This window comes from Allobrachymonas sp., from assembly GCF_041912815.1.
In the GTDB taxonomy this organism is placed as follows: Bacteria; Pseudomonadota; Gammaproteobacteria; order Burkholderiales; family Burkholderiaceae_C; genus Brachymonas.
In genome coordinates this window covers 64,825-84,425 of the sequence record NZ_JAYRLV010000001.1, presented here as the reverse complement: position 1 = coordinate 84,425, position 19,601 = coordinate 64,825, and the positions used below count along the sequence as shown (strand labels likewise).

Genomic DNA, 19,601 nt, shown 5'->3' with positions numbered 1-19,601 from the left:
TTTCTCGGAGGACCGGAAAGGAGTGGCACCGGCAGGTTGACCAGGCACTCCGGAGAGGTGCAACTCCGTGGCAAGCAAGAAGCGCACCAGGGCACTGCCTCCCCGGACAAGGCCGCAGCGTCTGCCGGCCGAGCACCGGGAATGGGCATCAGGTCGCAGTGGCGTGCACAAAGTCGGGCAGCGCGGGCATGCCGGGCGACAGGGTGAGCACCTCATAGCCCGTGGGCGTGACGACCACGGCATGTTCCCATTGGGCCGAGAGGGATCGGTCCTTGGTGACGATGGCCCAGCCATCGGGACCTTCCTTGATCTCGCGGCGGCCTGCATTGACCATGGGCTCGATGGTGAAGATCATGCCTGGAACCAGTTCCTCCATGGTGCCTGGCCGGCCGTAGTGCAGCACCTGCGGATCGGTGTGGAAGTCGCGGCCCACTCCGTGTCCACAGAATTCGCGTACCACGCTGTAGCCGTGGCTCTCGACGTATTTCTGGATGGCGTGGCCCACGTCTCCCAGATGGGCTCCGGGCCTGACTTCGAGAATGCCCTTCCACATGGATTCGTAGGTGACGCGGCACAGCCGGCTGACGTAGGGGGGCGCGGCATCCTCACCGCCCACGATGTACATGCGGCTCGAATCGCCATGCCAGCCGTTGAGGCGGGGAGTGACGTCGATGTTCACGATGTCGCCCTTCTTGAGCGGCTTGTCGTTGGGAATGCCGTGACAGACCTGGTGGTTGACCGAGGTGCACATCGACTTGGGATAGGGGCGGTGGCCGGGAGGCGCGTAGTTGAGGGGCGCGGAGACGGCACCGTGGCTGGTGGTGTATTCCTCGCAGAGGCGGTCCAGCTCGTTGGTGGTGATGCCGGGAACGACATGGGGACCGAGAAAGTCCAGCAGTTCGCCCGCAAAGCGGCATGCCTTGCGCATTTCCTCGATTTCTTCAGGGGTATGGATGATGATGCTCATGCAGGAGATTATCCGCGCATTGCCCGTGCATTGCATGACGAAGGTTGTCGTTTCCATGCACTTGGAGAGGGATGGGAGCGCATCGCCGATACAATGGAAAGTTCCTGTACCGAACCCTCACCGCTGTGAGGCGGGGCAGGAACGAGAGAATGCCAGGCGCCCCGCAAGGGTTGAACGGGAACCGGGTGCGCGCCTGCAAGGCGCCATGCCCGGACTGCCCCCGCAACGGTGGGTGAGTGTGGGCGTTTCATGCTGTGCGACATGTTTCATGCCGCGCGGCAGCCACTGTCTGGGTCGTGGAGTCCGTGCAATGCGGTTCTCTTGGATCGACATCGGATGGGAAGGCGAAACGTCAAGACTCACGAGTCCGGATACCGGCCTGGCATGCAGCGTGCTGCCGCTTCAGGGTGCGGCAGCCAGTATCTTGACCGTTTGCGGGGAGCAGACCGGGAGTCCGTCTTCGGGGTGCGGCATGGCATGAAGCCATGCACGTCCGTGCAGAGGGTGTCCGTGCGTTTCAGTTCAGGAAGCGCGCGGGCCGGCATGGGGGTGCAAGGCAAGGCAGTGCGGGGCACTCCGGCTGGCGTGTTTTTCCGGATGCGTGCAATGCGGTCATACACCGTATCGACAATGACACATTCCATTTCTATGTTCCGGCTGGCAGGGCTGCTGTTCTGCCTCAGTCCGGTGGCGGCTGCCGTGGCGCAGACTTCGGGCACTGCGGCGGCACAGGCATCGGCAGGGGAGGCACCGCGCGATTCCGCCGACGGGGGCGATGCCCCGGAGTACAACGTGGTGATCACCGGCTCGCGTGCCGAAATGTCCGTGAAGGACACGCCCCAGCGCATCGAGGTGGTGACGCGCAGACAGATCGAGGCGACGCCCCATGCGGAGCTGGCCGATCTGCTGGGCAAGACCACGAGCGTGGACATCAAGCAGTATCCGGGGCTGTCCTCGGCCGTGGGCATGCGCGGATTCGCGCCCTATAGCCCGATGGTGGGCGAATCGCTGCAGACGCTGGTGCTGCAGGATGGCATTCCGGCCATCGTCAACGAGCTGAGCATGATGCCCACCGCTGGCGTGTCCCGCATCGAGGTGCTGCAGGGGCCTGCGTCGTCCCTTTATGGTTCGCAGGCCATGGCAGGCGTGATCAACCTGATTCCGGTGCGCCGCACGGGTGCGCTGCAGGGTGGTGTGGAGGTGTCTGCCGGCACTATGGGCCAGCGCGAGGTGCAGGGAGACATTGGCGGTGCACTGACACCCTGGCTCAATTTCGACTATTTCGGCGGATGGCACCGTCAGGGGGATTACAGCTACCCGGGAGGAATGGCGCATCCGAGCGGCTATGACACCTACCACCATGACCTGCGACTGGGCTTCAGGCTGGCGCCGCAGTGGCAGCTCGACGTGCGCGCGGATCTGTTCAAGGGCAACGATGTGGAGAATCCCGGAGCGTTGCCTGGCTATTCGGGCACGCCGACGGTCAAGGACATGACCCATCGGCTCTACAGCGCCGTGCTCAGGGGGGATATGGGCAACCATGCCCTCAGCATCACGGGCTACAGGGGCGAGGAACATACGTCCATGGACGACGTGGCCACCGATGGCTCCAGGACTCCCTCGTTCCAGTCTGCACTGGACTGGCATGGGGTGCAGCTCAAGGACGAATGGCAGTGGCACCCCGGTGCGGAGCTGGTCTATGGGTTCGACTATCAGGTACAGAAGGCGCGCTCGGTGAGCTACTGGTATGGTTCCCCGTCGGTCTACCAGCCAGACAGCCGGCAGGAAAACGCTGCGCTCTATGCCCAGCAGAACGTCCGCTTCAACGACGGACGCACATCGGCCTATGTGGGGGGGCGATACGACCATTTCCGCTTGTCCACCCTGGATACGGATTATTTCCCGGACAACGCCTCGCAGAGCCGCAACTTCCACCAGTTCAGCCCGAGTGCCGGCATCCGCCATGCCCTCACGCCTGTACTGGCGCTGCATGCGACCATCGGCCGGGGCTATGCGGCTCCGAGCGCCTGGAAACTTGCGGGCAAGTATTCGAGCTACGGCATGGACTACCAGGGCAATCCGGCGCTCAAGCCGGAGAGCAGCGTCAGCGCCGACATCGGCCTCTCGGCAGAGCAAGACAACTGGAACGCGGATGTGACCCTGCACGACACGCGCGTGCACGACAAGATCGTGGCGGTGACGCTGCCGGGCAATGTGTCCTCGTGGACCAATGCCGACAGAGCCCGGATGCAGGGCATGGAGCTGAGTGGCCGCTGGCGCATCACCCCGGCGCTGGATCTGGGGGTGGGCTACAGCTACAGCTTCCGCGCGGAGCAGAACAACGGCTCGGGCTGGACGGATCTGAAATACGTGCCGCGCCAGACGCTGCGGGCCTCGCTCGATGGCCACTGGGGCAATGTGGGAGCCCATCTGGGAGCCCGGTATGTCGGCCGCACGCTCAAGACCGCCTACTGGGCGGACTGGACGAGCACGCTGGGCCAGCAGGGTGGATATACCCTGTGGGATGCCAGCATGAGCTGGAAGCTGGCAGCCCACCAGACGGTGCGGGTGGCGGTGGACAACCTGTTCAACCGCGCCTACCAGGTGGTGCCGGGCTACCCCATGCCGGGGCGCGAGGTCAAGCTGACCTATCGCTGGGACTTCCTGTAAGGCAGGGCGGACGATGCGCAGGCCAGGGCGACTCGGCAGGGTGGCAGGAGCGGTGCGCTCCATGGGGCGCAGGGGGCGGTGCCTGCCGGCGGTGCTCATGCTGGCAGCTGCACTGGCCGGATGCCGTGACGCGGCTGCGCCTGTGGTCCCCGGGCCGCAGGCCAGTTTGCAGGGGAAATCTGCCTCCTCTTCTGCGGCGCCGGCTGCAGCCCGGCCGCAGCGCATCGTATCGCTCAATCTGTGCGCCGATCAGCTGGTGCTGCAGCTCGCCGATCGCCATCAGGTGGTGGCGGTGAGCGAGCTGGCCCATGACCCGCGCATGTCCATGCTGGCCGAGCGTGCCCGCGGCATTCCCGGCGTGCGCGGCGATGCGGAGAGCATCCTGCGGCTGCGGCCCGATCTGGTGCTGGTGGGCCGGTACACCACACGCTACACGGCCCAGATGCTGCGCCAGCTCGGTGTGCGCGTCGTGGAAGTGCCGCTGGCGAATTCGCTGCACGAAGTGGCCATCCAGACCATGGTGGTGGCCGAGGCTGTGGTGCGACCCGAGCGGGGGCGTGCGCTGGTGGCGCGCATGCAGCAGGAGGTACAGGCTCTGCGCGCAGCACGTGCACAAGAATCCGCCGCCCTGCAGCCTGTGGCAGCCGAGCGCAGCTGGATGGGCTATGGCAGTGGCACGGGCACCATGTTCGATGAGCTGCTGCAACTCGCTGGATACCGGAATGCCGCAGCCATGGCCGGATTGCGCGGGTACGGGTATCTGCCCATGGAACGGCTGGTGGCCACCCAGCCGGATCTGCTGCTGACGCCGGACTATGGCCGGGACGAGCCCAGCATCGAGTTTCGGGACCGGCTGCCGGTGGCGCTGGCCCACCTGAGGCTGGGAGAGATGGTGGTTCCCACGCGCATGACCATTTGCGGAGGCCCCTGGAGTCTGGATGTGGTGCGCATGCTGGAGGCCCGCAGGCATCCGGTGCGCAAGGAGAAGTCGGCATGATGGAGCGTGATGTATCTGCCGGAAAAACCTGCTTCGGTGGCACCGCAGCAGCCAGCCGGATGAAGCTGGCGGGCGCGGGAGCGATGCTGGGGGGGCTCATTTTGCTGTCGCTCGCGATCGGGTATGTCGATCTCTCGCCCTGGCGGCTGCTGAGTGGAGTCTGGGCGGGGGAGTGGGTGCCCACGCGCATCCTGATCGATCTGCGTCTGCCGCGCACCGTGCTGTGTGTGGCCGTGGGGGCGGCACTCGGCATGTCGGGCGCGGCGCTGCAGGGGCTGTTGCGCAATCCGCTGGCCGAGCCGGGCCTGCTCGGCATCACGAGCGGGGCTGCGCTGGGAGCTGTGGTGGCCCTGTATACCGGCCTTGCCCAGCTCGCCATTCTGGCCCTGCCGCTTGCCGGCATGGCAGGCACCCTGCTGGCGGTGCTGCTGGTACTGGCCCTGGCGCGGCGGGGCGAGGACACGACCACGCTGCTCCTCGCCGGCGTGGCCATCTCCTCTCTGGCTGGAGCGCTGATCGCCCTGGTCATGAACTGGTCGCGCAATGCCTTTGCGCTGCAGGAAATCGTGTTCTGGATGATGGGGTCGCTCGCCGATCGGAGCATGCGGGAGGTCTGGCTGGCAGTGCCGGCGATCGTTGTCGGCCTGCTGGTGCTGGCCGGTACACGACAGGGACTGCAGGCACTGAGCCTGGGAGAGGAAACGGCGCATTCGCTCGGCATCGACCTGCGCCGGCTGCGGCTGCGTGTGCTCCTGGGTACGGCTCTCAGCGTCGGGGCGGCCGTATCCGTGGCTGGCAGCATCGGCTTTGTGGGACTGGTGGCGCCCCATCTGATGCGCCCGTGGGTCAAGGCAGATCCGGGACGGCTGCTGGGAGTCTCGGCCTGGTCGGGAGCGGTGCTGCTCCTGGTGGCCGACATGGGCGTGCGCCTGATGTACACCCAGGGCCAGGAGCTCAAGCTGGGGGTGCTCACGGCGCTGATCGGGGCGCCTTTCTTCCTGCGGCTCATCCTGCGTCGCGACAGGAGTGCAGCATGAATGCCAGTGCGTTCACGGCAGCCGTGCTGGAGGCCCACAACCTGGTGGTGCGGGCCGGAACGACCACGCTCGTCGACGGAGTGAGCCTGACCCTGCGCCCGGGCGAGCTGGTGGGCATTGTCGGGCCCAACGGCGCTGGCAAGACCACGCTGCTGCGTGCCATCATGGGATATACCCCTCTGCAGACAGGCACTGTGCACCTGGAGCAGCGTGTATGGCAGGACTGGAGTGCCCGGGAGCGAGCCGTGCGGCTGGCCTACCTGGCCCAGGGGCAGCAGGTGCACTGGCCCTTGCCGGTGCGCCAGGTCGTGGCGCTGGGGCGACTCCCTCATGGAGATGCTGCCACCACAGGCGGCAAGGTTCGGGTCGAACAAGCCATGGTCCAGACCCATAGTCAGACGCTGGCAGAGCGCAATGTGCAGACCCTCTCCGGTGGCGAGCGGGCACGGGTGCTGCTGGCGCGGGCGCTGGCCACGCACAGCCGGGTGCTGCTGGCCGATGAACCCCTGGCCGCACTTGACCCAGCACACCAGATCCAGATCATGGAGCTGCTGCTGCACATGGCACGGCAGGGACAGGCCGTGGCCGTGGTGCTGCACGATCTGACCCTGGCGGCCCGGTTCTGCCAGCGTGTCTGCGTGCTCGACCGCGGGCGTCTGGTGGCCGATGGGGCGCCCAGCACCGTACTGGACGATGCCCTGCTTGAAGCTGTCTTTGGCCTGGAGGTGCGGCGCTGGGGGCAGGGGGAGGCGGCCTGTCTGGTGCCATGGGCGGTGGCTGCTGCGCATGACCGTTCCCTGTAGGAGGGGGCGGAATCACACCTGCCGGCGACTGGGGCATTCCCGTCTGTCGTGCCCAGAGAACTCTGCACACCGCCGCTTTTTGGGGCGCCCGCACAATGGGGGTAGGGCATGCATGCTCATGGAACCCAGCCCCAGGGACCCCGATTACAATAGAAAGATTCCTCATCGCCCCTGCAACGGACGCCTCTGCCCGATCTGCCGGCGGCATGACCTGCCGGCTGCATTGGGGCAGACCGGTGCTTCTCTCCCCGTTTTCCAGCGGCCTCGATGCCTCCTGCGTCCTCCCCTATGCAAACCTTCATCACTTCCTTCGAGGGCGGCAACGCCCTGACTGCCTTCCGGGCCCAGCAGCTCCTGCCCCGCATTCAGGCCGTTGCTCCCGGCGTGCACGGCATTGCCGCCCGCTTCCTGCACTGGATCGACAGCAGCACGGCCCTGGATGCCGGCAGCCGCAAGGCACTGCAGCAGCTGCTGACCTACGGGGAGCCGTATGTCGAACAGGCTCCGGCAGCCGTGAGCCTGATCGTGGTGCCGCGCATCGGCACCGTTTCTCCCTGGGCATCCAAGGCAACCGATATTGCCCGCAACTGCGGCCTGACCGAGGCCTGCGGCGTGCGCCGCATCGAACGTGGCACGCAATACTTCCTGCTGGGGGCTACGCCGACGGCCGAACAGCTCGAAGCCGTGGCAGCCCTGCTGCACGACCGCATGACGGAAAGCGTGCTGCCCTCGGCCGACGCAGCCGAGCGCCTCTTTACCCATCTTGCTCCCGCACCGCTCGAACAGGTCGATGTGCTTGCAGGAGGGCGTGCTGCCCTGGTGCAGGCCAATGCCGACTGGGGGCTGGCACTGGCCGAGGACGAAATCGACTATCTGGTGGAAGCCTTCCGTGGCCTCGGCCGGAACCCCACCGATGTCGAGCTCATGATGTTCGCCCAGGCCAACAGCGAACACTGCCGCCACAAGATCTTCAACGCCGAATTCACCATCGACGGGCAGGCACAGGACAAGACCCTGTTCGGCATGATCCGCAACACCGAGCAGGTGGCCCACCAGCACACGGTGGTGGCCTACTCCGACAATGCGGCCGTCATGGACGGACACGTCAGCCAGCGCTTCATGGCCGACACGGCCACCTCGCATGGCATGGTCTATCAGGCTCGGGAAAAGCTCCAGCACGTGCTCATGAAGGTGGAAACCCACAACCACCCCACCGCCATCTCTCCCTTCCCCGGAGCCTCCACCGGAGCAGGCGGTGAAATCCGCGACGAGGGCGCCACCGGACGGGGCAGCCGCCCCAAGGCAGGTCTCACGGGCTTTACCGTATCGCGGCTCTGGGACGGCATGAGCGACCAGCCCGGCGGCAAGCCGGCCCATATCGCCAGCCCGCTGCAGATCATGACCGAAGGCCCCCTCGGCGGGGCCGCCTTCAACAACGAATTCGGCCGTCCCAATCTGGCCGGATACTTCCGCGAGTACGAACAGACCATCGTCACCACCACGGGGGAGGGTGTGCAGGTGCGCCAGATGGGCTACCACAAGCCCATCATGATCGCGGGCGGGCTGGGCAGCATCGATGCCACGCTCACGCACAAGATTCCGTTTCCGCCCGGCACGCTGCTCGTGCAGCTCGGCGGTCCGGGCATGCGCATCGGCATGGGCGGCGGCGCAGCCAGCTCCATGAGCAGCGGGGCCAATGCAGCCCACCTCGACTTCGACTCCGTGCAGCGCGGCAACCCCGAGATTGAGCGGCGAGCCCAGGAAGTCATCAACCACTGCTGGGCCATGGGTGAGCACAACCCGATTCTGGCCATCCACGACGTGGGCGCCGGCGGACTCTCCAATGCCTTTCCCGAGCTGGTCAACGATGCCGGACGCGGCGCACGCTTCGACCTGCGGCAGGTGCCTCTGGAGGAGTCGGGCCTTGCACCCAAGGAAATCTGGTGCAATGAGAGCCAGGAACGCTACGTGCTGGCCATTTCGCCCGAGACGCTCGACGCCTTCCGTGCGCTGTGCGAGCGCGAGCGCTGCCCCTTTGCGGTGGTCGGTGTGACCACCGAGACGCGCGACCTGGTCGTGGGCGATGTCGACCTCGCCGCCGCAGGTGCCGCTCCGACAGACGGCATTGCCGTGGACATGCCCATGGACGTGCTCCTCGGCAAGCCGCCCCGCATGCAGCGCGATGTGCACACGATCACCCATCAGGGCATGCCGCTCGATGTGAGTGACATGTCCCTGCAGGATGCTGTCATCGGTGTCCTGAGCCACCCGACCGTGGCCAGCAAGCGCTTTCTGGTCACCATCGGGGATCGTGCCGTCGGCGGGCTGACCCACCGCGACCAGATGGTGGGCCCCTGGCAGCTGCCCGTGGCCGATGTGGCCGTGACCCTGGCCGACTACACCGGCACTGCAGGTGAAGCCATGGCCATGGGCGAGCGCACCCCGCTCGCCGTGCTCGATGCCCCGGCCTCGGGCCGCATGGCCGTGGCAGAAGCCATCACCAACCTGCTGGCCGCTCCCGTCGAGCTCTCCCGCGTCAAGCTCAGCGCCAACTGGATGGCCGCCTGCGGCGAACCCGGCGAGGACGCCGCGCTGTACCGCACCGTGCAGGCCGTGGGCATGGAGCTGTGCCCGCAGCTGGGCATCTCGATCCCGGTCGGCAAGGACTCGCTGTCCATGCGCACGCAGTGGGAAGACGCCACCGCCGAAGGCGCGGCGCAGAAGCGCAAGGTAGTCTCCCCCGTCAGTCTCATCATCACCGCCTTCGCCAGCATCGATGACGTGCGCGGCACGCTTACCCCGCAGCTGCATCGCGACGAGGCAGAAACCCATCTTCTGCTGGTCGATCTGGGACATGGCCGCAACCGCATGGCCGGCAGCATCCTGGCGCAGGTACTGGGGCAGGGCGGAGACACCGTACCCGATCTCGACGATGCGCAGGATCTCGTCCACCTCGTGCAGGCCATCAACCTGCTGCGGGCCCAGGGCCACATCCTGGCCTATCACGACCGCAGCGACGGGGGCCTGCTGGCTGCCGTGGCCGAAATGGCCTTTGCCGGCCATGTGGGCGTCGCCCTCAACATCGACATGCTGCTGGCTCCCGGTGACGGCGTCAGCGACAGCCGCATGGACAGCGGCGAGAGCAAGAACTGGGCCCAGCAGATCAGCGGGCGCCGGCATGAGCAGACCCTTGATGCGCTCTTCAGCGAAGAACTGGGCGTGGTGCTGCAGGTACGCAGCAGCGAGCGCAGCGCCGTCATGCAGGTCCTGCGCGAACAGGGGCTGGGGGCCTGCTCCCACTTCATTGGCACGGTGCGCGCCGAATCCTCCTCGCTCGAAATGGGCAAGGGCCAGCTCTCGATCTGGCGCGATGCGCAGCAGATCTTTGCCGCCGATCTCCACGACCTGCATCAGGTCTGGGACAGCGTGAGCTGGAAGATCTGCCAGCAGCGCGACAACCCCGCCTGTGCCGACAGCGAGCATGCCGCTGCAGGGGCCAAGGACGATCCCGGCATGCACGTGCACCTCACCTTCACGCCCGAGGCGCCAGCCGTGCTCAGCCACCGTCCGCGAGTGGCCGTGCTGCGCGAGCAGGGAGTCAATTCCCACATCGAGATGGCCTACGCCTTCGACGCCGCAGGCTTCGAGGCGCTGGACGTGCACATGACCGACCTGCAGTCCGGCCGCGTGCGCCTCGAAGACGTGCAGGGCGTGGTCGCATGTGGCGGCTTCAGCTATGGCGATACCCTCGGAGCCGGCGTGGGCTGGGCTCGCAGCATCACCTTCAATCCGATGCTGCGCGACGCCTTTGCCACCTTCTTTGCCCGCACCGACACCTTTGGGCTCGGTGTGTGCAACGGCTGCCAGATGTTTGCCGAACTCGCTGGCATGATCCCGGGGGCCGAGCACTGGCCCCGCTTCACCCACAACCAGAGCGCCCGCTTCGAGGCGCGCCTGAGCATGGTCGAGGTGCTGGACTCTCCCAGCTTCTTCCTGCAGGGCATGGCAGGGAGCAGGCTGCCCATTGCGGTGGCCCATGGCGAGGGCTATGCCAACTTTGCGGTGCAGGGCGATGCTTCCCGTGTGCTGGCTGCCATGCGCTATGTCGATCACCATGGCCAACCCACCGAGGTCTACCCCTTCAACCCGAACGGCAGCCCTGGTGGCCTCACTGCCGTGACCACGGCCGATGGCCGCTTCACGGCCATGATGCCGCATCCCGAGCGGGTCTTCCGTCAGGCGCAGATGAGCTGGACCGACCCTGCCCAGGCAGGCGATTGCAGCGGCTTCAGTCCCTGGATGCAGCTCTGGGTCAACGCGCGCAAGTGGGTGGGCTGATCCACCGCACCGGCCCTCGCCCCCTGCACCGGGACGCCGCGCTCCCAGCGCCTTTGCCTGCAGGCAAAGGCAGCGCATGGCAGTCGATGGGCGCGGGAAGACCCGCATCAGTCGTGACGGGGTGCCCGCCTCCTGATCCAGGCCATCCAGTCCCCGTCCGCGATGACGGGGGCATGGCGAACGCACGCGGGGTTTATCTCGTAGCAGATGCCGTCCAGTCGATGGCGGTGGCCATGGTCCGTGTCCACCTCCACCGACAGGACGCGCTTGGCATATTCGTCCAGTCCCTGCGGATGGATGCCTTCGATGGCGTCGAGCTGGCGCTCCAGCTCCGGCGTGATGGCCCACACCTCTGCCTGTACATGGGGCGCCATATCCGTGCGCAGGACCAGGCCCGGATAGGCCCCCAGATCATGCAGTGTGCCGGACAGCAGTGTGGTGCCCACATACTGCGGAGCGGGGGTGAGCAGCGTGATGTCGTTGCTGCCTCCCCGTCGCAGGGTGCCGTAGACCAGCACATGCGTCACCGGTGGCGAGCGGCGTGCGAACGAGACGAAGCCATCGTCAGGCAGAACAGGGGGTATCGGCATAGAAACTCACTCCTCGGACGTGGAACTGGGCCCCGTCTCCGGCCCTGGTGGTGAGGGCCAGGTCGCTCGGGCAGGCGAACCATCGACCTCCGTGGCCGAGTCCAGCAGTGCATGCAGGTGGAGCCGCCGGGCATCCAGCGTCGGGTACCCCGAAAAGACCACGCGATAGCCGGACTCCGTGCCCTCGATCCGGGCTGGAAACCCGAGCGGCATGGTGACCTTGTCGTGAATATGCCCGAACGGGAACCCCGTGAACACCGGCAGCCCCGTGAGCTGGCGCAGCGTGGCAATGACGCTGTCGAAGTCGTAGCTCTCGTCATACAGATCGTGCACGCTGCCCAAGCGAAATGTCCCCAGCACAATGGCCTGCTGTCTGCGGAACACCCCTGCGAGGTACAGCGTCTGCAGCATGCGTTCGAGCCGGTAGGGCTGTTCGCCCACATCCTCCAGGAACAGAATGCCGCCCTGCACATCCGGCATCCACGGGCTGCCGACGAGCGATGCCAGCACCGAGAGGTTGCCTCCCCAGAAGCGGCCTTCGACGCGCACCACACGGCCGGTTGGCGGGGGCTGCATCGCGACGCGTACCTCGCAGGACGGGCTGGTACTGGTCTCGACAAAATGGCGCAGCGTGTACAGGCTGGGATTCAGGCTGCCGAACTCGCTGGAAAACATCGGGCCGGCCAGACTTCCCATGTTCCCCTGTGCCAGCAGGGCCAGTTGCACGGCGCACACATCGCTGTATCCCATCAGCAGGGTGCCCGCTTCGCGCATGCGGTGGCCAAGCCGGCGCCAGTCGACCAGCGGCAGCAGTCGGATGGCTCCATAGCCTCCACGCACACCCAACAGCAGCGCCGGCAGAGAGGCGCGTCCCTGTGCGACATCCTGCAGGTCGGCAGCCCGTTCGGCATCGGTACCGGCAAAGCGCTGGTGACGCCGATAGAGGGCGGCCGTGTTGTCCACCACGAATCCCGCGCTTTGCAGCCGCTGCAGGCCGATGCCGATGCGCTCCGAGTGGGCCAGATAATTGGAGCAGGCAAAGAGGTGCAGATGGGGCGCTGCAGATTCCGGGGACTCGGCTGCACCGCAAGCCAGCGGCCACAGGCTTGCGCATGCTGCAGTCGTCCCGAACTGCAGCCAGGTCCGGCGCGAGATCGACAGGTGCTGCGAAAGAGGGAGAGGCATGGAAGACATGGAGCCATTGTTGCGTCATTCCGCGCCCGCATGGGGCACCGGTGGCGATTTGCATGGCAGTTCCTGAATGATGCCCGCCGGATGTCCACCGCCCCACGATGGGATGACCCGCATCAAGCCTCCGGGAGGGCCCGCCATGGAGGCGGTCTTCCCTCGACCTAGAATGCAGTCTGGTCTGTTCACTGTGTGATGGCTTCCGCTCCTGCGGCTGCATGCTGCACCGGGAATGGACGGGCCTTCAGTGACTTTGCCGCTGTGCGCCATGCGTCTGCTTCCTGACTGCTGCTTCCTGTGTCATGACACCTTGCTCGACTGATTCTTCCCCTTCCGCCTGCCTCCGGGGGCAGGATCTGTGGGCCGACATTGCCGCTGTGCGGCAGGCATCTCCCCTGGTGCACTGCATCGCCAATCTGGTGGTCATGCAGCTCAACGCCAATGTGCTGCTCGCTGCCGGTGCAGCGCCCGTCATGGCCCATGCGCATGAGGAAGTGGCTGACATGACGGCCATGGCGGGGGCGCTGGTGCTCAATATCGGCACCCTTGATCCTTACTGGGTACGCAGCATGGCGCTTGCCATGCAGGCCGCCGGGTCCCACGGTGTGCCTGTGGTGCTCGACCCGGTCGGGGCCGGAGCTACTCCCTACCGCAACCGCACGCTGGAGGCACTGCTCGAAGTGGGAGCTCCCGCCGTGGTGCGCGGAAACGCTTCCGAGATCATGAGCATGTCGCACGCCGCGGTGAAAACCCGGGGCGTGGAAAGCACAGCCCAGGCCCAGGCTGCTCTGGAGGCGGCGCGCAGCCTTGCACGGCGCACCGGAGGTACGGTGGCCGTGAGTGGCGAGATCGATTTTGTTCTGGACGCCCGGGGCAGGCAGGCGGCGCTGCGCAACGGCCATGTCTGGATGACCCGGATCACCGGCATAGGCTGTTCTCTGTCCGCACTGGTCGGTGCCGTCTGTGCCATCCAGCCCGATGCCTGGCGTGCCACGCTGGCGGCCATGGCATGGATGGCCGTCGCAGGCGAGATGGCTGCCGAGCGTGCGCTGGCGCAGGAACAGGGAGTGGGCAGCATGGCCGTGCATCTTCTGGACAGGCTGCAGCTTCTGACCGAGGCCGAATTCCTGCAGCGTCTGCGGTGGGAGGCGGTGCCCGCATGACCCTGGACATCCGCCCCGCATTGCAGCCTTGGGGAGTGGAGGCGCTGCAGGTGTACATGGTGACGGACCGTGCCCTGACAGCAGGAAGACCGCTCGATGAGGTGGTGCGTGCTGCCGTGGCCGGAGGTGCCGGTTGCGTGCAGCTGCGCGAAAAACACCTTTCCACGCGCGACTTTGTGGCACAGGCCCGTGCGCTGCGCCCTCTGCTGGCTGCCTGCCATGTGCCGCTGGTCATCAATGACCGCATCGATGTGGCGCTGGCCTGCGGGGCCGACGGCGTGCATCTCGGGCAGGACGACATGCCGGCCGAGGACGCGCGGCGCCTGCTGCCATCGACCATGTTCATCGGCTGGTCGGTGGAGACGCTGGAGCAGGTGCGCCAGGCAGGGCAGCTTCCGGTGGACTACCTCGGCATCAGCCCCGTATTTGCCACTCCCACCAAGACCGATACCGCTCCGCCGTGGGGACTGGAGGGACTGCGCCATGCGCGAGCGGGGAGCCGGTTGCCACTGGTGGCCATCGGTGGCATCCACGAGCACAATGCCGCCTCGGTGATCGCCCACGGCGCCGATGGGGTGGCGGTGGTGCGCGCCCTCTGTGCGGCAGACGACCCCAGACAGGCCGCTTCCCGCTTGCTCGGTGCCGTGCAAGCGGCGTGCCATGGCACCCCTTCTTCCGCATGAAGACGCCATCGCCCGACACCATGGCTTTTGCTCAAGCGGTCCTGAAGGCACATCCTCGTGATCCATGCGGCATGATGCACGCATGACCTCTGCTCCCGCCTCCGATTTTCTGTGGACGCCCCTGCATGACTGGCCCCTGGAGTCGATCCTCGCGCTGCAGGCACAGGCCTATGCGCCTGCGCTGCGCGAGAAGGGGGCGGTACTGCAGGCCAAGCGCGATGCTTCTTCCCGCATGCATCCACTGAGCTGGGCAGTGGCCAGCGCGCTGGCACCGACACGCCTCTGTGCCTATGCCATCGCATGCCCCTGGCGCACCGACATGCCTGCGCAGTGGAATCATGCCCACCTTCCGCCGGCGGCGCCGGATTGCCTGTATGTGCACGACATTGCGGTGGCTGCAGACTGGCAGGGACACCATCTGGCCGCAGGGCTCCTGCAGCGCATTCTGGATGAAGGAGACAGACTGGGATACCGGCAGGCCGTGCTGATCGCCGTGCAGGGCGCCGAACGCTACTGGTGCCGGCATGGATTCGTGCCGGACAGGGCAGCAGGCATGTCCGGTTTCGGCGATTCGGCCATCCGGATGACGCGTGTGTGGACCGGAAAATGATCAGGGCGCAAGAGGTGTGCCTGCCGTGCCGACGGGCGCCCGCGCCGTGGCTCATGGCCTTGGCGCGGAACTCTCGGAAGGCGGAAGCCATTCCACGCTGATGTGCACCAGTTCCTCGTGCACGGCCAGAGCCTGACGCAGAAGGGATGCGCTGGCTGGATCGGGAGCACGCACACTGATCACGGCTGCATAGCGTCCCTTGCCTACCCGCCACACATGCAGATCGGCCAGCGAGGCCGGAGCGGGCAGGGCGGCTGCGGCTTCCCTGATTTCCTGCACCACCGGATCGGTCATGTGGGCATCGAGCAGTACGCGCCCGGACTGGCGCAGCAGCCCCACGGCCCAGCTTGCCACCAGCACGCTGCCCGCAAGGCCCATGACGGGATCGAGCCATGCAGCGCCCCACCACCATCCGGCAGCCAGCGCCACGATGGCCAGCACCGATGTCGCCGCATCCATGAGTACATGCACATAGGCCGAACGCAGATTCAGGTCGTGGTGTCCATGGTCAGACGAAGGCGCGTGTGCATGTGCCTGCGTATGTCCATGGTCCAGTTCAGCATCATGCACGTGTCCATGCGTATGGGTGTGGGCATGTCCGGAGCTGCCATGCAGCAGCCGTGCACACACCAGATTCACGACCAGTCCCAGCACCGCCAGTGCGATGGCCTCCCGGTAGTGAATGGCCACCGGATGCACTACGCGCAGGGCTGATTCCACCAGCATGGCTGCCGCAATGCCGAGCAGCAGCAGGGCGCTGGTGTAGCCCGCCAGCACTTCCACTTTCCAGGTGCCAAAGGCAAAACGCGGGTCCTGACCATGGCTTCTGGCGTAGGCATACGCAAAAGCTGCCAGGCCCAGCGCCAGGGCATGAGACCCCATGTGCCAGCCGTCGGCAAGCAAGGCCATGGAGCCCAGCCACCAGCCACCGGTGATCTCGGCGGCCATCATGACCACGGTCAGCCACATCGCCATGCGGGTGTGTCTTTCCCCCGTGGGATTGCCCGTGTCGAAATGGTGGTGGGTCTTGCAGGGAGAACGCAGGGAAATGGATGACATGGCAGGCAGGGCATGAGGGATGAAAATAGTATACCCCCCTATACCATATGTGGATTCGGCAGCTTGCAGCTATGATGTTCCCATGAGCCACACCATCAAGGACAAATCCCGCCTGCTTGCCCGGGCCCGCCGCATGGAAGGGCAGATGCAGGCCCTGTGCAAGGCGCTCGAAGCCGAATCACCCTGCCAGTCCATCCTGCAGCAGATTGCCTCCATACGCGGCGCCGCCAACGGTCTGATGCTTGAAGTGCTCGAAGGTCACATCACCGACCATCTTGAGGACCCCCAGGCCGATGCGCAGCAGCGCCAGCAGGACACGCGCCAGCTCATCGAGCTGCTGCGCAGCTACATCCGCTAGACGGTGCCCCTGCCTTGGGGGCAGGGAGGCGCTGCAGTGAACTGCACGCTGTGGCCGCCTTGGCGTTCCCTCTGCAGTGCCGGGCATGCGGGCAGCGGGTACACTCCGGCACCATGTGTTCCCAAGCCCTGCGCCCACGCCTGTCGACTGCTCCGCTCCTCGATGTCTCGGATCGCCACGCCCGCTATCTCTGGCGGCTGCTGAGCCACGATGCGCTCCTCTATACCGAGATGATCAACATGGGGGCCATCTGCCGGGGAGCGGCCGAGAGCCATCTGCGTTACAACGCGGAGGAGCATCCCGTGGCCCTGCAGCTCGGTGGCAGCGACCCTGCCATGCTGGCCCAGAGTGCCCGCATGGGCGAGCAGTGGGGCTACGACGAAGTCAACCTCAACTGCGGCTGCCCCAGTGACCGGGTGCAGAAAGGAGCCTTTGGCGCCTGTCTGATGCGGGAACCCCGGCTCGTGGCGGACTGCATCAAGGCCATGCAGGATGCCGTGGAGCACATCCCCGTGACTGTCAAGCACCGCATCGGGCTTGACCGGGACGACAGCTACGATCTGGTGCGTGATTTCGTGGGGACGCTGTCCGAGACCGGATGTCGGCATTTCATCGTCCATGCGCGCAATGCCTGGCTCAAGGGCCTGAGCCCCAAGGAAAACCGCGAGATTCCTCCCCTGCGCCCCGAGGTGGTCTACCAGCTCAAGCAGGATTTTCCGGGGCTGCACATCACCCTCAATGGGGGAGTCGTCACCGAAGAGCAGATCCGCACGCACTGGACCCATGTGGATGCCGTCATGGTGGGGCGCGAAGCCTGGCACAACCCCTGGTCGCTGTCCCGCTGGGATGGACTCATGGCAGACGAGCCGGAGCGCCCGCCCCATCTCACCCGCGAGCAGGTCGAGGAGGCCATGGTGCGCTACATGGAGCGTGAAGCCCGGGACCATGGCACCGGCTGGTACGCCATTGCCCGCAGCATGCTGGGCCTGCGACATGGCCTGAGAGGTGCACGCCGGTGGCGGCAGGTCTGGAGTGACCACCGCCTCAAGGACATGCCGCCTCACCAGGTCATGGCCCTGGCCCATGCGGCCGAACCTGACCCAGAAGACAGCGCCCCTTCCCACAGCGCTCTCTGAAGCCCGGTGTCATCCACCAGGGGGGGCGCAATGCCACGTCGTGGCGGGCCTCACGATCCGCAGAGATGCAGGCCCGGTGCGGGTGTCAATGTGCCGCGCTGGCGCACTGGTGCGTGATGTCCCAGTCGGGCCGGTAGACGCCTGTGCGCACCTGCAGCGCGCCCAGCACGGTATGGAAGTAGTTGTCCTCGCTATAGCGCTCATCGAGCTGGCGTGACAGACAGGCATTGCTGGTGCCCGTGCGCTTCTGCCACTCGGGCGACTGCCACAGAATCATGGGCACGTGCTTCTGCACATCGGGGGCAATGGAGTAGGGCAGCCCATGGAGGTAGAGATTGTTCTCGCCCAGGGATTCCCCGTGATCGGCCACATAGAGCAGGGACGTGGCATGGGTGGCGGACTGCGTGCGCAGCCACCCGATGGCATCGTGCAGGAACTTGTCCGTGTAGACGATGGAGTTGTCGTAGGCATTCACGAGCTGGTCATGCGGGCAGTCCTGCAGCACATTGGTGGTGCACTCGGGGAGGAACTTCTTGGTGGAGGCGTCGGACCGCTCGGAATAGGCAGGGCCGTGGCTTCCCATCTGGTGCATGGCGATCACGATGCCCTTGGCACGGCGCTCGGCAGGCAGCTCCGCAATACGCCGATCCAGATCCTTGAGCATGATCTGGTCCATGCATTCGCCACGTGGACACAGGGCAGGGTCCTTGAGTCCAGACGTCATGACATGGGGAACCCGGTCGCACACGCCCTTGCAGCCTGCCGGCTGGTTGTCGATCCACAGCACCGCCAGGCCCGCATGCTGCAGCACGTCCATGAGCGTGGCGTAGTCCTTGTCGCGGGCCTCGTAGGCGACCTTGCCCAGATGAGAGTACATGCAGGGCACCGCCGTGGCTGTGCTCGTGCCGCAGGACCACACATTGTGAAAGCTCAGCACGCCGTCCTTGGCCAGCAGCGGGTTGGTGTCACGGTCATAGCCGTTGAGTGAGAAGTTGCCGGCCCGGCCCGTCTCGCCCAGCACCAGCACCATGAGCGGCGGCTTCTGGGCCGGATCGGCATACGCCGGTCCAAGGGTGGCGTCCTGCCCGATGTCCTGGAAGGGCCGGGGCTTGATCAGCCGGTGCACGACCGTCACCTCCACGAGCGAATACACGGTAGTGAGCGGATTGATGGTGTAGCGGATCTGATGGTGGTTGCGCATCAGCGAGGCCATGGGCTGGTAGCAGGCCAGCAGCGTCATGGCGAAGATCACCAGCGCAGCCACCCAGGCCACCGCGAGCCGACCCAGATGCCCCAGCACCGATGCCGCACGCGCCACCGGAATGCGCCAGAAAAAGGCAGTCGGCAGGAGTGCCACGATGCCCACCACCACCAGCATGCGCCAGTTGAGCAGATCCCGCGTTTCGCGCACATCGGTCTGGAGCACGTTGTTGATCATGTCGCCGTCGATCACGATGTTGTACTGCATCATGAAATAGGCTCCGAATCCTGCCGTGAGCAGAAGAAGCACGGACACCGGCTTGATGAGTGGGCGCCAGGCCAGCGGGATCATCACCAGCATGTTCAGGCAGGCGATGAGCACTGCAAACCCGACAGCGAACAGAATGCCCTCCACATTGGCCGCCTGCTCCGGCAGGCTGAAGAGGTTGTGCCACAGCACCATGTTGCCCACCGTCGCCATCCAGAGACTGGAGATCATGGCGAACCACAGGGGCGAGCGGGAAGTCCTGAAAAATGCCGGCGAAGCGGCAGGCAGCGTAGCAGTCATGGAGGAGAAGAGGAGGCGTGGGCGACAGGATGCATGCCGCATCGCGATGGGCATGAGCCGCAAACCGATCGGTTCTGTCGCGCCAGAATGCGTACGACCAGCCAGAACCAGCTGGAGGCCATACGGTAAGAATCGAATCAGCTTGTCTGATTATCGCGATCCGCACGCACGTCCACTTTGCCGAGAATGAAACAAATTGCCACCATCTGGGACAATGCAGGTCAAAAAGCACGC

The 19,601-nt window shown here is 65.8% G+C and carries 15 protein-coding genes and 1 riboswitch; of the genes, 10 read left to right on the top strand and 5 right to left on the bottom strand.

Annotated features, from left to right (window positions below; genetic code table 11):
- Nucleotides 1-148: 148 nt before the first annotated feature.
- Nucleotides 149-967, bottom strand: a complete 819-nt coding sequence (gene map / locus ACE3P9_RS00370) for a type I methionyl aminopeptidase (RefSeq protein ID WP_374490818.1) — start codon at nt 965-967, stop codon at nt 149-151.
- A gap of 137 nt (nt 968-1,104) precedes the next feature.
- Nucleotides 1,105-1,365: riboswitch (cobalamin riboswitch) on the top strand.
- Between the two features lie 232 nt (nt 1,366-1,597).
- Here map and ACE3P9_RS00365 point away from each other — a divergent pair.
- From ACE3P9_RS00365 to purL, 5 genes are all read left to right on the top strand, one after another.
- Nucleotides 1,598-3,637, top strand: a complete 2,040-nt coding sequence (locus tag ACE3P9_RS00365) for a TonB-dependent receptor plug domain-containing protein (RefSeq protein ID WP_374490816.1) — start codon at nt 1,598-1,600, stop codon at nt 3,635-3,637.
- A gap of 97 nt (nt 3,638-3,734) precedes the next feature.
- Nucleotides 3,735-4,634 carry an ABC transporter substrate-binding protein gene (locus tag ACE3P9_RS00360; RefSeq protein ID WP_374490814.1) on the top strand — a complete coding sequence of 300 codons (900 nt, stop codon included), beginning with the start codon at nt 3,735-3,737 and terminating at the stop codon, nt 4,632-4,634.
- Complete coding sequence (locus tag ACE3P9_RS00355; protein ID WP_374490812.1) at nt 4,631-5,671, top strand: FecCD family ABC transporter permease; 1,041 nt, start codon at nt 4,631-4,633, stop codon at nt 5,669-5,671. The genes ACE3P9_RS00360 and ACE3P9_RS00355 overlap by 4 nt, the downstream gene beginning before the upstream one ends.
- A complete protein-coding gene (locus ACE3P9_RS00350; protein WP_374490810.1) occupies nt 5,668-6,474 on the top strand; it encodes an ABC transporter ATP-binding protein in 807 nt (268 codons plus the stop codon). The genes ACE3P9_RS00355 and ACE3P9_RS00350 overlap by 4 nt, the downstream gene beginning before the upstream one ends.
- A 288-nt stretch (nt 6,475-6,762) precedes the next feature.
- Nucleotides 6,763-10,812: a phosphoribosylformylglycinamidine synthase gene (gene purL, locus ACE3P9_RS00345; protein WP_374490808.1), complete on the top strand. Its 4,050-nt coding sequence runs from the start codon at nt 6,763-6,765 to the stop codon at nt 10,810-10,812.
- A gap of 107 nt (nt 10,813-10,919) precedes the next feature.
- On the opposite strand, the gene ACE3P9_RS00340 is transcribed toward purL, so the two are convergent.
- Nucleotides 10,920-11,402 (bottom strand): gamma-glutamylcyclotransferase, encoded by a 483-nt coding sequence (locus tag ACE3P9_RS00340; protein ID WP_374490806.1) that lies wholly within the window; start codon nt 11,400-11,402, stop codon nt 10,920-10,922.
- 6 nt (nt 11,403-11,408) lie between these two features.
- Entirely contained in the window at nt 11,409-12,596 is a 1,188-nt protein-coding gene (locus ACE3P9_RS00335) for an LD-carboxypeptidase (protein WP_374490804.1), read from the bottom strand.
- A 296-nt stretch (nt 12,597-12,892) separates the two neighbouring features.
- On the opposite strand from ACE3P9_RS00335, the gene thiM reads away from it, so the two are divergent.
- The 3 genes from thiM to ACE3P9_RS00320 all read left to right on the top strand — a co-directional run bounded on the left by thiM (nt 12,893) and on the right by ACE3P9_RS00320 (nt 15,046).
- The gene (gene thiM / locus ACE3P9_RS00330) at nt 12,893-13,753 is read left to right on the top strand and encodes a hydroxyethylthiazole kinase (RefSeq protein WP_374490801.1); all 861 of its coding nucleotides are present in this window, start codon (nt 12,893-12,895) and stop codon (nt 13,751-13,753) included.
- Nucleotides 13,750-14,436 (top strand): thiamine phosphate synthase, encoded by a 687-nt coding sequence (gene thiE / locus ACE3P9_RS00325; RefSeq protein ID WP_374490799.1) that lies wholly within the window; start codon nt 13,750-13,752, stop codon nt 14,434-14,436. The genes thiM and thiE overlap by 4 nt, the downstream gene beginning before the upstream one ends.
- Nucleotides 14,437-14,518: 82 nt before the next feature.
- Nucleotides 14,519-15,046, top strand: coding sequence for a GNAT family N-acetyltransferase (locus ACE3P9_RS00320; protein WP_374490797.1), 528 nt, complete (start codon nt 14,519-14,521; stop codon nt 15,044-15,046).
- Between the two features lie 51 nt (nt 15,047-15,097).
- Here the strand turns inward: ACE3P9_RS00320 and dmeF are convergent, their stop codons facing one another.
- A complete protein-coding gene (gene dmeF / locus ACE3P9_RS00315) occupies nt 15,098-16,105 on the bottom strand; it encodes a CDF family Co(II)/Ni(II) efflux transporter DmeF (protein ID WP_374490795.1) in 1,008 nt (335 codons plus the stop codon).
- A gap of 82 nt (nt 16,106-16,187) precedes the next feature.
- Here dmeF and ACE3P9_RS00310 point away from each other — a divergent pair, with 82 nt between their 5' ends.
- Together ACE3P9_RS00310 and dusA are read left to right on the top strand one after the other, a co-directional pair.
- Nucleotides 16,188-16,463, top strand: coding sequence for a metal/formaldehyde-sensitive transcriptional repressor (locus ACE3P9_RS00310; protein ID WP_374490793.1), 276 nt, complete (start codon nt 16,188-16,190; stop codon nt 16,461-16,463).
- Nucleotides 16,464-16,576: 113 nt separating this feature from the next.
- Nucleotides 16,577-17,599, top strand: coding sequence for a tRNA dihydrouridine(20/20a) synthase DusA (gene dusA, locus ACE3P9_RS00305; RefSeq protein WP_374490791.1), 1,023 nt, complete (start codon nt 16,577-16,579; stop codon nt 17,597-17,599).
- An 85-nt stretch (nt 17,600-17,684) separates the two neighbouring features.
- Here the strand turns inward: dusA and ACE3P9_RS00300 are convergent, their stop codons facing one another.
- Complete coding sequence (locus ACE3P9_RS00300; protein WP_374490789.1) at nt 17,685-19,367, bottom strand: phosphoethanolamine transferase; 1,683 nt, start codon at nt 19,365-19,367, stop codon at nt 17,685-17,687.
- Nucleotides 19,368-19,601 lie beyond the last annotated feature (234 nt).